We start from the raw sequence: 14,811 nt of genomic DNA, 5'->3' as shown, positions 1-14,811 counted from the left end.
TATCGTCTAGGTTCGTTAGCGCTTGGTCACCCATTAGTTATTCTGTTTACGCAGTTGTACTACTCTTTATCGGGCATGTGTGCAGCATTCTCGTAAAACTTACCATCCCGCAACTGATCCACAAATCCTTGTAGCCAGACGTAATACTGCTCCGCATGTTGAAGTTTGTGCAGATCCCGCAGCGCATCATCTCGATCTTCGGAAGAGGTATGTTCCGAAAGGATCATTGCCGACAGGTCAGGAATGACCTCGCGAATGCCTTCTAACATGACATCTACTTCCCGTTGGAGCTTGGCCCCGAAGAAATTCTGGAACGTACGATAAAAGTCGGTCTCAGCCAGATATTGATCCTGGCGCTCCTTCTTTTCCTCCAGTTTATAGATCATCTGTGACTCCGTAAGTGACCGAACCGCATAGCTCATGTTGCTCTTGCTCATATTCATCGAGTTTTTCATCTCTTCAAGTGTCATCGGTCGATCCTCAAAATACATGATGCCGTATAATTTGCCAAATGTATGATTCACCCCATACAGATCCATCGTATTGGCGATGGCCTCAATGACTCTCTCCCTCAGCGCATGCCGATCAGGTAACGAAGAATGATTCGGGTTCCCGGCGGTTTCTTTTCCCACAATGTCACCTCTGGTTTATGATAGCGTTCCCACTAGCTGCCTCATATTTTACATGACTTGCTCCAATTTTAACATAAGCCGGAATTAGAATTTTCAATACGAGTGTACAATCAATTTTGTACAGAAGAAATATAAAGCTGATTATACTCAAAAATTCCCAATCATTAAAGAAAAATTGGACAGTAAGGAGTGGGGGATTTGCGTTTAAAACTATGGAGGGAGTCTGAGGCGGTTCTATTCACGCTGCCAGCTCTAATCCCATTGCTGATTTTCTGGCTAGGGCCTCTGGGATATATCGTTTATCTCAGTTTCACCGATTGGGACTTCATGAGCCCGGACAAGCTGTTTGTTGGATTGGACAACTACAGTTATCTGCTGACAAACTCTGAATTCTATCGGTCACTGAAAGTCACTTTGTTATTCGGACTTGGAAGTGTAATCCCAACCATTGTGGGCGGATTGGCACTGGCGATGCTCATGAATAGCAAAATTAAATCATCCGGCATCTTCCGGACATTACTCTTCTCACCTTGGGTCACCCCGACAGTTGCGGTGTCCATTGCGTGGTCATGGATCTTCGAGCCCGAAGTGGGACTTGCTAATCTGATGCTGGGCTGGGTAGGTGTATCTCCGATCGGATGGTTGCGTGACGCGGACTGGGCATTGGTTGCTGTTCTGATCGTCACGCTCTGGAAGTCGATTGGGTGGGCGATGGTATTTTATCTCGTTGCGCTACGAAATCTACCTTCCGATCTGCTCGAAGCAGCTTCAATCGATGGAGCCAACGGTTGGGATAAGTTCAGAAGTATCACATTGCCGCTGATCTCACCAACGACATTTTTTCTCTCGATTATTCTTACCATCCAGTCCTTGCAAGCCTATGACCAGATCAATGTCATGACGCAGGGTGGACCGGCGGGATCAACGAGAACGTTGCTGTACATGTATTACCAGTCTGCATTCGAATCCTTTAACGTAGGTGAAGCTTCGTCCATCGCCGTTGTGATCATTCTGATCTGCGTGTTGCTGTCGGGAGTATCCTTCCTGCTTGGCAGACGTCTGGTGCACTACTAATGACAATGACATTGCCTAACAAAAAGTCTAAACGGATGAAGCGCAAGGAGTTGCAGAACGTGTCACAACCGAATTTTAAAATAAGTAAATTAATCCGCTACCTTCTGTTAGCCATTATCGCGCTGGGTACAGCGTTTCCCTTCTATTGGATGGTTATTAGCGGGTTCAAAACCAATGATGAGATCTGGCAGTTCCCGCCGACCTTTTGGCCGGAGACGTTCCTGTGGAGCAACTATGTAGACGCCTGGAATGCGGCACCATTTGCCCGTTACATCCTGAACAGTACCGGGGTAGCCTTAGCCATCTGTCTATTTCAGATCGTCAACTCCAGTATGATGGCGTACGCCCTGACACATATGAAATTCCGATTTAAAGGTGTACTGACATCCCTGATTCTGGTGGGTTATATGATACCGAGTACGGCCGTGTATCTGCCTAGTTACCTAGTGCTTAGTGAGCTTAACCTGCTGGATTCCTACACAGGCTTGATTGTATCCAACTGTGTCAGCGTGTTCTCGATCTTCCTGATCCGGCAGGCGTTCATGCAGGTATCTCATGAATTGGTGGAAGCCGGACAGCTGGACGGTGCATCCCACTTCCGGATTCTCTGTACGATTATCACGCCGCTTGTTCGCTCAAGCTTCGCCGTGATGGTGCTGATTACGTTTATTGAACAGTACAACAACTATTTCTGGCCTATGCTCATCACCAAAGACCCTGATTTACAGCTAGTATCGGCGGGTCTGCGCAGTTTCTTTGTAGAGGGCGGGGCATATGGACTGGCTTGGCCACAGATTATGGCTGCGAGTGCCTTTACCATCGCACCCCTACTTATTCTCTTCCTGTTCACCCAGAAGACCATCATGCAGAGCGTGAATATTACGGCTGGTGTGAACAAGAACTGATATGCACTACCATTCACCTAAAACGGGAGGAACAACAATGATTTGGAGTCAGGCAAGCATGACATGGAAAAAGAGATTGAGGTTGAACTGGAAGGGTGGCATGTCGCTGGTACTCGCGACCAGCTTTGCGCTACTGACGGCTTGTGGAACACAAGCACCCGCAGAATCAGGCACGACGGCTGCTGCCAGTGGAACCGAAGCTCAGGCGAAAGATCCGGTTGAGATTGAGTTCTGGTATGGTCTGGGTGGTAATCTGGGCGATAACATGAAAAAGACGATTGATGCGTTCAACGCCTCCCAGAACGAAGTCGTTGTGAAGGGGATTGTACAAGCAGATTACACGGAAACGGAACAGAAGCTGCAAGCAGCAATTGCTTCCAAGAAGGTTCCAGCCGCTGTACTCAGCTCCAATATAGACTGGGCACGTAAAGGATATTATGCACCTCTGGATGAGATGATTGCCGCTGATCCGAATTTTAAGAAAGACGATTTCATTCAGACATTCCTGAACCAGGGACAGGTGGATGGAAAGCAATACTTTTTGCCAATGTACGGTACAACTCAGATCATGTATTACCGTATGGATACGTTCAAGGAGAACGGAATCGACCCAGCAACTCTGACGACTTGGGAGAAGCTGGCTGAGGCGGCAGCGAAGATGAGCAAACAAGAGAATGGCAAGACCACCTTCTACGGTTGGGAACCGATGTGGGGTAGAGACAATATGATTGATGCCGTGCTGGGTAAGGGCGGAAAGATTCTTAGCGACGATGGAAAAACCGTTATGATTGACTCTCCGGAATGGATCGAGACATGGGACCTGTTCCGTAAATGGATTAACGAAGACAAGATTATGGGCATTCATTATGGAGGTCAGGGCTGGGAGTACTGGTACAAAACGATTGATGATGTGATGAAAAATAAAGCAGCAGGTTACACCGGATCTAGTGGTGACCAAGGCGACTTGGACTTTAGCGTAGTCGCTGCAATGCAACAACCAGGCTGGGAAGATGTTGGTGAAGGAAAACCGGTAGCAAGTGCCATTTCGGCAGGTATTCCGTCAGCTGCAACGCCTGAACAACAACAGGCAGCTTACAAATGGCTTACGTATTTCTCTGAAACTTCGAACACAGCTTCATGGTCCATGAACACCGGATATATCGCAGTACGTCAATCTGCTCAACAAGATCCAGAGTTCATGAAATTCAGTGAGGAAAATCCACAGATCACTGTACCACTGCAACAGGCAGCTCACGCTTCGGCTCCATTCCAGGATCCAACGGGTGGCAAGATCAATGATGCTTTGAAAGATGCAGCTGATCAGGTACAGATCAATAATATGCCAGCGGAACAAGCGCTGAAGGAAGCGAAAGAGAAAGCACAGAAGGAACTGGATCGGGTAACGAAGTAACGATATCGACAAGAACTGTTTCCAAGAGACTCGGTCGTGAACCTGACCAGATTGTAAACATAACGTATCACTAATCACTATAAGTAACTCACGCGGAAAGGGCGGTACATGCTGTACCGTCCTTTCCGTTCATAAAGATTGCAGACAAGGAGTTTGACCAATGCAAGATGAAACGTATGTAGACGGATTACCCAATCCGATTGAAGCCGTTTTGTTCGACAAGGACGGGACATTACTTGATTTTACGGGCATGTGGGGGTTCTGGACCGATTGTGTGTTGAACAACTTCAGAGACCAGTTGGCGATCAGGGGACTTTGTATCAACACAGACGAATTCCCGCAGATCTGGGGTACATTCCACGATGACCAAGGCCGAATGATTGGGTATGACGTGCGGGGGCCACTTGCGATGGGCACCATGGATGAAGTGTATGCCGTGCTGACGTGGCATGGATATCGTGCGGGTCTCAGCTGGGCGGAATCCAAGATTATGGTCCGGGAGTGTTTGGCGCGAGCGGAGGAAGAGATGGAGCAGCATCGTCCGGCACATCCGTTACCGGGTGTTCGAGAATTCCTTGAACAGTGTCGTACCAAAGGCGTGGTTATGGGTGTAGTGACGGCAGATGATACACCAAGTGCAATTAAACATTTACAGTGGATGGGACTGGATTCCTTTTTTGACGTGGTGATTGGTACAGATCTGGTGGAGCGGGGCAAACCTTTTCCCGATATGCTTCTGCTTGCCTGTGAACGGTTAGGTGTATCTGTACAGCATACTGTGGTCATTGGAGATACGGACGGAGACATGGAGATGGCACGAACCGCTGGTGCGGGGTACAGGATTGGCATTGGAGAACCGGGGAAAATCCGCTTGGCGGATAGAACGATTCAATCCTTCCATGAATTGCTGAATGGTGGGCTTGGCCGATGACGAACAGTCACGCTTACTTGGGATGGGTCCTGTTGGCTCTGGCCATCGGACTAGAGCTGAGCGCTACCATTTTGCTAAAAGTATCGGATGGATTCTCGCGGTTATGGCCTTCGGTGTTGATGTTTGTCTGTTATGGCGCAAGTTTTACCTTTCTTAATTTTGCAGTGAAGTATATGCCGCTGGCTGTAGCCTATGCGATCTGGTCTGGCGTGGGCATTACGCTTATTGGCGTCGTGGGGCATTACTATTTCGGTGAACGTCTGCGGCTCACGTCGATGGTCTGGATCGGTTTTATTCTGATTGGCATTATTGGACTGAAATGGAGTGATTCTTGATGAGAAATGAACATACACTTGAGCAACCTCTTGCTACCTTCCAAGTCATTACAGATACGCATGTACGGGACGAGGCAGACCACATTCATAACCGACATTTGGAGTTGGCATTAGCCGACATAGCTACATTCAGTCAGGGGAGCAGTGGAATTATGCATGTGGGCGATGTAACAGATCGGGGGCTGCCAAGCGAATATCGTGAGTTGCAACGCATATGGAAGCAACATGCGAAGAGTTTGCCGGACATCCGGTACACGGTAGGTAATCATGATATTGGAGCCGTGGTATGGCAAGATCCGCCGATCGTTTTGCTTGAGATGAAAGAGGATGAAGTAGCCGAGTTGTTGGAGCAGGAAGCAGATATGGAACTGGTCACAAAACAAACCGCTGCTGAATCAGTTGCACTGATTGAGCAGTTATCCGGCGGGACCTATACGTTGTCTGCTGTAACTTCTGAGCAGGAGGGCCAGGATGGGGGACCGATCTCTTCAGGAGTCGACCCCATTACAGTCGCCGGGTTATGGCAACGTCGATTGAGTGATTTTGAAGCGATAACCGGCATGAAGGGCTCTTACCACGATCATTGGATTGATGGGTATCATTATATTTTCCTGGGCACCGAGCAACCTCATCCGAAGGATTGTGATATGTCGGCCGAACAATTGGAGTGGCTAGATGCCAAATTGTCTGAGCGTGCAACACTAGATCACCCCATCTTCATTTTCTTACACCAGCCGCTTATGGATACGGTGGCGGGGTCGTTGAAGGAACAAGGCTGGTATGGTGTGAATCAGGATGCAGAACTTAAGGCCGTTCTAGCCAAATACCCGCAAGCGATCCTTTTCTCGGGTCACACCCATTGGCAGCTGGAGGCACAGCATACGATGTACGATGGTGCAGGCCACATGCCAACGATGTTCAATGCGTCGTCAGTAGGTTATTTATGGACGGATCAGGATGAACATCTGGAAGGCAGCGAAGGGCTTCATGTGGAGATTTATAAGGATCGGGTTGTTGTGAAGGGACGTGACTTTGTCGCGGGCGAATGGATCGAAGGTGTTGAGTTTACGGTGCGATATCCTACAGTAGGGTAGTTATTTGGATAGTCAACGGTAAAGGGTCATGCTAAGGGTCAATGTCATTAAGATAAGTTAGACTTGATGATATTGCTCAATGGGTGGCCTTTTTGGTGTCCATCTTAAAGGTATGTATCAGATCATCCACCCCATAAAGTTCCACGTGAAACGTAGCAGGGGAGGCTAGAGTTGGGTAAAGTTGTAAATAGGTATGACTACAAACTATACTCAAATAAGTACACATGATATGCACGTACTCGTTAATTTAACCTATTTACGGAGAGGAAGTAGAAGCGGCATGAGAGAACTTCAGGTTCAAACGACATATGGTACCGTTCAAGGCGAACTTTTGCAAGATGCAAGCGTATGGAAAGGCATTCCCTATGCGAAACCTCCGGTAGGTGAGCTGCGTTTCAAGGCTCCGGTACAGCCCGAGTCATGGGATGGAATCAGACAGGCCACGCAATTTGGACCTGAGAATATACAACCACGAAATCATCAACCAGAAGGCCAAACAGAAATTCCGAATGAGTCAGAAGATAGTCTATATCTGAACATCTGGGCACCTAAGGAAAAAGGAGCAACACCACTGCCGGTCATGGTATGGATTCACGGCGGTTCCTTCGTATCCGGTTCAGGTAGCCAGCCGATGTATGATGGTACACAGTTAGCGGTTCGGGGGGACGTCATCGTTGTGACGATTAACTACCGATTAGGACCTTTGGGTTTCCTGCATATGGCTCCATTAGGTGATTCATATGTATCCAATGCAGGTCTGCTGGATCAGGTTGCGGCATTACAGTGGGTGAAGGATAATATCTCTGCTTTTGGTGGTAACCCGGATCAAGTTACGGTGTTCGGCGAATCAGCGGGCAGTATGAGTATTGCGGCACTGATGGCGATGCCATCGGCCAAAGGACTCTTCCAACGTGCCATTATGGAGAGTGGTGCTTCCCAGTTGATGCCGGCAGAGCAAGCCTCAGCGTTGCGGGAAGGGATGCTGAAGATTCTTGGGGTGGACCGGGACAACCTGCAGAAGTTAAATACAATTCCTGTAGAGCAGATTATTGCAGCTGGTGAAACGGTCAAACAGCAGAGCGGGGCAGGTATGGCATTATTGTTCCAACCTGTATTGGACGGGCATACACTACCTCAGGTGCCACTTCAGGCGGTGAGCGAAGGTTCAGCGCAGGACATTCCGGTGCTGATTGGTACGACACTGCACGAGGGTGCACTGTTCATCCAGCCGCATGTGCCTTATTCAAAAGAAATCGATATGGTTCAGGGCGTAGACTTTATGACACCAGATCTGGAGAACCGGGTAGCCATCGCGGATAGTTATCCAAAAACGGCAGATGGACAAGCCCAAGTGATGACCGATATGTTCTTCTGGCGGTCAGCGCTGCAATATGCTGCGGCACAACAGAAGTATGCCCCGGTGTGGATGTATCGATTTGATTGGGTCATGCCGGAACATCCCTTGTTAAAAAGAGCGATTCACAGCATCGAAATGTTCTTTGTGTTTAATACACTGCATGTCCTCAAATTCATGAATGCAGAGCCGGATGAAGCTGCGGCTGCACTTGCCCTCAAGGTACAGGATGCCTGGATTTCCTTTGCCAAGAATGGCCAACCTGAAGTAGCAGGTGTGAACTGGCCTGAATATGAGCAGGATCGTGCGACACTAATCTTCAACCATGAGATCGAGGTCGTACATGATCCGGATGCAGCCAAGCGAGAGCTGTTAGAATTATAATCCAGGTGGGTTATTGTGTATGAATACTCTGAATAACTGCTATGCGCCTAATCAAAAGAGGACGTTCATTCTCAGAATGAACGTCCTCTTTTTGTAATCTGGCTAACGAAGTAAGCAGAACGTAAGCACTAAATAGAGGTACATTATGCCTTGTTATACTCCAAACATTATTTACGAGAGGCACGTGTGCGGGACACCTCATCGAAGTAGAAGGAACGTTTTCCACGAGAGAAGAGCACGATCAAGACATGAACAAAGAGCACGGCGTAGACTAACATATAGATACCGAATGTCCCCAAGGAGATCCACATTTGATAAGGTTGAAGCATAACATCCTGATGACCTGAAAAAGCATAATCGTTGACCAAGCGAATGATCGTAACGAGCAGCCATGGAACATAGAGTGCGGCAAATCTTTTGAATAACGATTCACTGGTGGGTGTGCCGGTCTGACGATCCACATAGCGGAATCGCAAGATGGCCGAGCCTGGAGTTGCACCATTTCTCACCCAAGGTATGAAGAACAGCACAATGACCATAGCAATGGATGTACTTAGCGCATCACTGATCACATCAGACGCTGTAAAGATGGAGATTAGATTCGAAAGGAAGACAACAATGATTCCATCAATAATTAATGCGAGCAATTGAGGCATAGCAAACACTCGGTTTTGCTCCACGATCTGTTCACTCTTCGCCTGAATGCTTGCACGTGATGGGAATAAAGCAAGCAGGATGGGCGCTGTGAAAAATCCAATGATCGCTCCCGAAGTATTCAATAACAGATCATCTACATCGAAGAGACGGTAAGGACAATTATAATACCCGTAGAATCCGGTGATCTGGGTAATCTCGAAGAATAAGGAAAGCCCGAATCCGCCTAGCAGGGCGTACTTCCAGAAGGCTCTTTTTTGAAAAAAATAACGGATATATACACCCAGCGGCATGAGAAGCAGGACGTTAAATAGAACTTGTAAGAAGGCTCTGCCCTGAATCATTCCGATATAGCTGGATGGCTGGGTCCATACAATGGGTGTTTCTTTCATGATGTCTTTGACAAAAGTGAATGGAACCAGATTGTAGTAGATCGTGTCAGCGGCTTGCTGCGCACAGGTATCTCGCGTAGTCGGAAACGGGAGAATAACGAGGCAATAGGCGGCCAGAATATAAAAGATAAACGAAAAGCTGATGCCAAACCGTGACCAGCTGAAGAAACCGTCTTTACGATAACCATAGATCAACCACGGCACCAGCAAGAACATGGCCGCAAAGACAAAGATCAAAAAAGCCGTTTGCACAGGGAAAACATATGAGGACATGAGCAGGAACTCCTTTGGTATTAAATATAATAACATTCATATAGACATTAAAATTCATGTATGTGTAGTGTGTATCTAATAGTTACATCATAAGTAGTTACCCTTAAAGTGAGGGATGCATGAACCTTAAATTTGGTTTAAATCCATCCATGCAGTGACCAAGCGTATGGAATATACCGTCGAAATCCCGTATACTTGCGGGAATGCCAATCGTAGAATGGAGAGTTTAATACATATGTCTAATTTGCCTAACTGCCCCAAATGTAATTCAGAGTACACGTACGAAGATGGTAACCTGTTGGTTTGCCCAGAGTGCGCGCATGAATGGTCTTTGGAAGCAGACAATGATAACGCAGAGGATGCAAAAGTAATCCGCGATGCCAACGGAAATGTGCTAAGTGATGGTGATACCGTTACCGTCATTAAAGACTTGAAGGTAAAAGGTAGCTCACTCGTGGTCAAACAAGGCACGAAGGTGAAGAATATCCGCCTGATTGATGGCGATCATGATATTGATTGCAAGATCGACAGCTTGGGTGCGATGAAGTTGAAGTCGGAGTTTGTGAAAAAGATATAAGATCAGATCGAGAAACGTTCAGTTCCGCATTCAATGGGAATTGAACGTTTTTTGTTTGACAGGAAATATTTAGTAGATATATACTGGTTGGAATTTAATTTTGAACATGGTTAGGTGGTCTACATATAAGAAAAGGCAGGTGTCAGAGCGATGAAGAGAAATCATATTATTGAATATTATTCCGGGTTTGATGAGTGGGGCAGACTGGAGCGAGAACCGATTGAATTCATCATTAACATGCATTACATCAGGGAGCATCTCCCGGCTACTGGTTGTATTCTGGATAATGGGGCTGGCCCGGGGAAGTATGCCATGGAGCTTGCGAAGCTGGGGTACCAAGTCACTTTATCGGATCTGACACCTTCCTCTGTGGATACTGCGAGGCAAAAGGCTCAGGAGTTTGGTTTGACACAGCAATTCGATGGGTTCCATGTTCTCGATGCCACTTCGCTCTCCGGTATGGCTGACGAGACGTACGATGCGTCCCTCATGCTGGGGCCGTTATATCATCTGCAGACAGACGAAGAGCGCAGGGCGGCTGTACAGGAGTTGTACCGTGTGACCAAGCGAGGGGGCGTGGTGTTTGTAGCGATGCAAAGCCGAATGCGCATGAGTATCAATTTGCTGCAATCCCCGCAGCATTGGAAACCGAATGATAACATGGCAGCCATCCGTTCTTTTGTGGAAAAGGGTATATTCGATCATCAGGATCAAGGACGATTTACGGGAGCATACTACTTTAATATTCAGGACGTTACACCCTTCATGGAGCAACAGGGATTTGAAACCGTTGATTTGATTGGTTCATCCAGCCTTAGAGCGATGCTCACAGACGAGCAGCAGCAATACTGGAAAGAGTGTGGCGAGTATGATGAACTCATGCAATATATGATTGAAGCTGCCAAAGACCCTTCTATATTGGGAATCTCGTCGCACCTGCTGTACATTGGGAGGAAGAAATAATGGATTTACAAGCAATGCTCTAAAAAATGTATGTAATTTAGAATGTCAGCCCATGAAATACTGTTTGCACATGATATAATATTTGTATCTAATGGTCTGGAGGTGTCACTATGCAATGGAAGGAAGTTCAGGAGCGATTCCCTAATGAATGGGTCGTTTTTGAGGCAACCAAGGCGTACTCTAGAGAAGGCCAGCGTTACATCGAAGAGATGGCAGTGATTGATTCATTTGATGATTCTACAAAGGCTTTAAAACGTTATGGTGAATTACATCAGGAAGATCCCAGACGGGAATACTGCTTCTTTCACACTTCACGTCCAAAGGTTGTTGCAAGAGAACGATATGTTGGCATAAGAGGTCTCCGATGAAAATTTCAGAGATTTACGGTCTACCCTTTATAAGCATAAAGCTTGAGTTCAGAGGAGAAGTACTTCATTTAGAAAAGGTCCTTTTGGATACCGGATCAGCTAGTACGTTGTTAAATGCAGATACAGTTCGAGAAGTAGGGATGGTTCCTGAAGAGGATGATCTCGTTGATATTATTAGAGGCGTAGGAGGTATAGAGTATGTTTATACCAAGTCGCTGGATTCTATAACTGTGGATGGAACAACGCTCAATAACTTTCAGATTGAAATAGGAAATATGGATTATGGTTTGGAGATTGACGGAATTTTGGGATTCAATTTTATGAAACAGGCCGGTGTTGTAATTAATGCCAACTTCATGGAACTTAGTATAGACAAGCCATAATTATAGAAAATAAACATAAAAGTGCCCTCTGGAAACAGAGGGTACTTGTGTTTTTCATCAAAATAGTTCAATATTAAGATACATAACAAAAGGTGATCTACTTACAATAGGTAAGATGAACAACGGATCGCTTCATACCAGGGAGGAATAGACAATGGAAATCGGAATTAGTACATTTGTGGAGACGAATCCGGATGTAAAAACAGGAGAACTTATCAGTCATGCGCAGCGCATTCGCGATGTTGTTGAAGAGATTGTTTTGGCAGATCAGGTGGGTTTGGATGTATACGGAGTGGGAGAACATCATCGTGCTGACTACGCCGCTTCATCACCAGCTGTCATTCTGGCGGCAGCAGCTTCACAGACCAAGAATATTCGCTTGACGAGTGCGGTAACCGTGCTGTCATCGCATGATCCGGTACGGGTCTATCAGGATTTTGCTACACTGGACGGCATTTCGAACGGGCGTGCAGAGATTATGGCAGGGCGGGGATCATTTATCGAATCGTTCCCACTGTTCGGCTATGATCTGAACGACTATGATGAGTTATTCGACGAAAAACTGGATTTGCTGCTCAAACTGCGTGATTCGGAAAAAGTAACCTGGGAAGGCAAACACCGCCCTTCCTTTAATAATCTGGGCATCTACCCGCGCCCTGTACAGGAAAAACTTCCGGTATGGATTGGCAGTGGCGGTAATCAGGAATCCGTAGTTCGTGCAGGATTGCTCGGTTTGCCATTGGTGCTTGCCATTATCGGTGGTCGTCCGGTACAATTCGCACCACTGGTGGAGCTGTACAAGAAAGCAGCTGCACATGCAGGACATGATGCTTCCAAGCTGACCGTTGCTTCTCACTCTCACGGCTTCATTGCCGATACAACAGACGAAGCTGTGGAGAAATTCTTCCCGCCAGCGCAAGCGGTCATGAACATACTGGGTCGTGAACGTGGCTGGGGACACTACAGCCGTGCTACATTTGATGCGGCGCGTAGCCTGGAAGGTGCATTGTATGTAGGTGATGTGGAGACCGTAGCTCAGAAAATTATTTACCTGCGCAAAGAAGTCGGGATTACCCGCTTCATGTTACACACTCCACTCGGCACCATGCCGCATAACGAGGTTATGAGAGCAATCGAGCTACTTGGTAAAGAAGTCGCTCCAATCGTGCGTAAAGAAATTGCACGTTGGGAAGCTGAGAACGAAGAGGCACGTTAATCGACTGAAACCGTTACGCAATTAGATAAAGTTAACCAAATAAAGGAGCATGCCCTAGGCGTATTACGCCAATGGGTCTGCTCCTTTTTCGTTTATCTTCTATAAGCTTCTAACATATCACCGACTTCATGATTATCCATTCGCAGATGTACTTACAAGGGAGTGTATAACCATGGACAACGTATGGTCATAGAGGGTTTTGGCTGCTTCTTCGCTCTCAATATGGCCCCCCAAATACAGATGAATAACACCGTGTAAGGGAGCCCAGATCATCCGAACCGCAAGCATGGGATCTTGCACCTTGAGCATTCCCTGTTCAATGGCTACCTCCACTAAGGCAGACACTTGCTTAAGTGCAGTCGCTGTTCCCTGTAAGGTCTCTCCATCTGGTTTGAATTCGGAAAAAGATCCTCCAAACATCAGCTGATAGAAGCTGGATTGAGAAATGCCGAAGTCCCAGTAGACGTAGGCCAGATCACGGAAATATTGTTCGAACGATGCCTGCCGGGGTATAGTTTCAAAACGCTGGGCCATGAGGGAGCAGCCCTCTAGATACAGATGTTTGGCCAACCCTTCTTTTTTGCCAAAAAGGTTATATATGATTTTGGTGGAGCACTCCATGCGTTCAGCTACACGCCGCACTGTGACAGCTTCTGGTCCATGCTCTTGCAGTAAAGCAGCAGCAGCATGCACAATATTTTGTCGCAGATTATCCGAGTGCTGGAGTCTGGCTTCCTGAAAGGTTGTTACCGTATGTGCAGATTCCGTGGAACCCGAATTAAGATCCTTCATTAATTTCATCCTCGTAACCGTATTGTTGTTGAACAGAAACTATGTTTCCTTTTATGGTCATTCTACTGTTTTACGCCGGATAACGTCAATTTAATCCGAGTTTAGTAATTGAGCACCCCGTTCTAGATCCAAATTTAACAAATGCATTTGACAGCATCATGCAATTTGGTTACGATGATTCTATACAGAAACAATGTTTCCTGATGAAAACAAGTGTTCAAATTATGCACAGAGGATGGATGAGAGATGATAAAGGAACAGCATCAATGGGTACTTATTACAGGTGCTTCTTCAGGTATTGGGGAAATTTTTGCACTCGAAATGGCTTCCAAGGGTAAAAATATCGTGTTGGTGGCCAGAACAGAGTCCAAACTGAATCAATTGGCAGAACGTATAGAACGTGCATATCAAGTAAGGGCTGAGGTAATCGTATCGGATCTTTCCGAATTAGAGGCACCTCAGAACGTATATGAGGAATGTCAGAATCGGGGAATACACATCGATATGCTGATCAACAATGCGGGATTTGCTACCCATGGATTATTTGAAAAGGTGGATGGTTGCCGGCAGCAGGAGGAAATTATGTTGAACGTGCTCGCCTTGACGAACATGACACATCTTTTCTTGCCAGGCATGTTACAGAAGAAAAATGGTGCTGTCATTAATGTCTCGTCGACGGCTGCCTTTCAACCTGATCCGTATATGGCTGTGTATGGAGCAACGAAGGCATTTGTACTTTCTTTTACAGAGGCATTATACGAAGAAAACAGGAAACGTGGCGTTCAGTTTTTGGCACTGTGCCCAGGCTCAACCGAGACTTCGTTCTTTGATGTAGTGGGTGCTGATGAAGCCTCGGTGGGCAAACGTGATACACCTGAGCATGTCGTGGCCGTAGCCATGAGGGCACTGGAGTCAGGCAAACCTTATGCTGTGCCGGGGGCCAGGAATTATTGGACAGCACAGTTCACCCGCCTCATACCACGCAAATCCATGTTGCGAATCGTAGGAAGTATGCTCCGTCCACGTTCCGAGGGTGTTAAACCAGGAAAAGTACAAGCCTGATTAGGGGTATA

16 protein-coding genes are annotated in these 14,811 nt (G+C 46.8%); 13 read left to right on the top strand and 3 right to left on the bottom strand.

The features are described 5' to 3' along the window. Positions 1–59 precede the first annotated feature (59 nt). Positions 60–632: a GbsR/MarR family transcriptional regulator gene (locus MHI12_RS29620; protein WP_405171083.1), complete on the bottom strand. Its 573-nt coding sequence runs from the start codon at positions 630–632 to the stop codon at positions 60–62. A gap of 198 nt (positions 633–830) precedes the next feature. On the opposite strand from MHI12_RS29620, the gene MHI12_RS29615 reads away from it, so the two are divergent. From MHI12_RS29615 to MHI12_RS29585, 7 genes are all read left to right on the top strand, one after another. Next, the gene (locus tag MHI12_RS29615; protein WP_036671737.1) at positions 831–1,706 is read left to right on the top strand and encodes a carbohydrate ABC transporter permease; all 876 of its coding nucleotides are present in this window, start codon (positions 831–833) and stop codon (positions 1,704–1,706) included. A gap of 59 nt (positions 1,707–1,765) precedes the next feature. Continuing rightward, positions 1,766–2,611: a carbohydrate ABC transporter permease gene (locus tag MHI12_RS29610; protein ID WP_405171082.1), complete on the top strand. Its 846-nt coding sequence runs from the start codon at positions 1,766–1,768 to the stop codon at positions 2,609–2,611. Positions 2,612–2,648: 37 nt separating this feature from the next. Then, entirely contained in the window at positions 2,649–4,022 is a 1,374-nt protein-coding gene (locus tag MHI12_RS29605; RefSeq protein ID WP_405171081.1) for an ABC transporter substrate-binding protein, read from the top strand. 160 nt (positions 4,023–4,182) lie between these two features. Further along, entirely contained in the window at positions 4,183–4,953 is a 771-nt protein-coding gene (locus tag MHI12_RS29600; RefSeq protein ID WP_405171080.1) for an HAD family hydrolase, read from the top strand. After that, on the top strand, positions 4,950–5,288 hold the full coding sequence (locus MHI12_RS29595) for a multidrug efflux SMR transporter (protein ID WP_051447260.1): 339 nt from the start codon (positions 4,950–4,952) through the stop codon (positions 5,286–5,288). The genes MHI12_RS29600 and MHI12_RS29595 overlap by 4 nt, the downstream gene beginning before the upstream one ends. Further along, entirely contained in the window at positions 5,288–6,382 is a 1,095-nt protein-coding gene (locus MHI12_RS29590) for a metallophosphoesterase family protein (protein ID WP_405171079.1), read from the top strand. Before MHI12_RS29595 ends, MHI12_RS29590 begins: the two co-directional genes overlap by 1 nt. A gap of 280 nt (positions 6,383–6,662) precedes the next feature. After that, complete coding sequence (locus MHI12_RS29585; protein ID WP_405171078.1) at positions 6,663–8,120, top strand: carboxylesterase/lipase family protein; 1,458 nt, start codon at positions 6,663–6,665, stop codon at positions 8,118–8,120. A gap of 167 nt (positions 8,121–8,287) precedes the next feature. Here the strand turns inward: MHI12_RS29585 and MHI12_RS29580 are convergent, their stop codons facing one another. Beyond that, a complete protein-coding gene (locus MHI12_RS29580; protein ID WP_405171077.1) occupies positions 8,288–9,439 on the bottom strand; it encodes a VanZ family protein in 1,152 nt (383 codons plus the stop codon). Positions 9,440–9,674: 235 nt separating this feature from the next. On the opposite strand from MHI12_RS29580, the gene MHI12_RS29575 reads away from it, so the two are divergent. From MHI12_RS29575 to MHI12_RS29555, 5 genes are all read left to right on the top strand, one after another. After that, entirely contained in the window at positions 9,675–10,016 is a 342-nt protein-coding gene (locus MHI12_RS29575) for a zinc ribbon domain-containing protein YjdM (RefSeq protein ID WP_017691576.1), read from the top strand. Between the two features lie 150 nt (positions 10,017–10,166). Next, positions 10,167–10,979: a class I SAM-dependent methyltransferase gene (locus tag MHI12_RS29570; protein WP_405171076.1), complete on the top strand. Its 813-nt coding sequence runs from the start codon at positions 10,167–10,169 to the stop codon at positions 10,977–10,979. Between the two features lie 110 nt (positions 10,980–11,089). Beyond that, the gene (locus tag MHI12_RS29565) at positions 11,090–11,347 is read left to right on the top strand and encodes a hypothetical protein (protein ID WP_340014990.1); all 258 of its coding nucleotides are present in this window, start codon (positions 11,090–11,092) and stop codon (positions 11,345–11,347) included. Beyond that, positions 11,344–11,730 (top strand): retropepsin-like aspartic protease, encoded by a 387-nt coding sequence (locus tag MHI12_RS29560; RefSeq protein WP_340014989.1) that lies wholly within the window; start codon positions 11,344–11,346, stop codon positions 11,728–11,730. The genes MHI12_RS29565 and MHI12_RS29560 overlap by 4 nt, the downstream gene beginning before the upstream one ends. A gap of 154 nt (positions 11,731–11,884) precedes the next feature. Further along, a complete protein-coding gene (locus MHI12_RS29555; RefSeq protein WP_036612299.1) occupies positions 11,885–12,946 on the top strand; it encodes an LLM class flavin-dependent oxidoreductase in 1,062 nt (353 codons plus the stop codon). Positions 12,947–13,078: 132 nt separating this feature from the next. Here MHI12_RS29555 and MHI12_RS29550 read toward each other — a convergent pair whose 3' ends face one another. Next, complete coding sequence (locus tag MHI12_RS29550) at positions 13,079–13,738, bottom strand: TetR/AcrR family transcriptional regulator (protein WP_341009571.1); 660 nt, start codon at positions 13,736–13,738, stop codon at positions 13,079–13,081. A gap of 246 nt (positions 13,739–13,984) precedes the next feature. Between MHI12_RS29550 and MHI12_RS29545 the strand changes: the two genes are divergently transcribed. After that, on the top strand, positions 13,985–14,800 hold the full coding sequence (locus tag MHI12_RS29545) for an SDR family oxidoreductase (RefSeq protein WP_341009570.1): 816 nt from the start codon (positions 13,985–13,987) through the stop codon (positions 14,798–14,800). The last annotated feature ends 11 nt before the right edge of the window (positions 14,801–14,811 follow it).

The organism is Paenibacillus sp. FSL H8-0280, assembly GCF_045040665.1.
GTDB lineage: Bacteria > Bacillota > Bacilli > Paenibacillales > Paenibacillaceae > Paenibacillus > Paenibacillus xylanexedens_A.
This window is presented reverse-complemented; position numbering and strand designations above follow the sequence as displayed.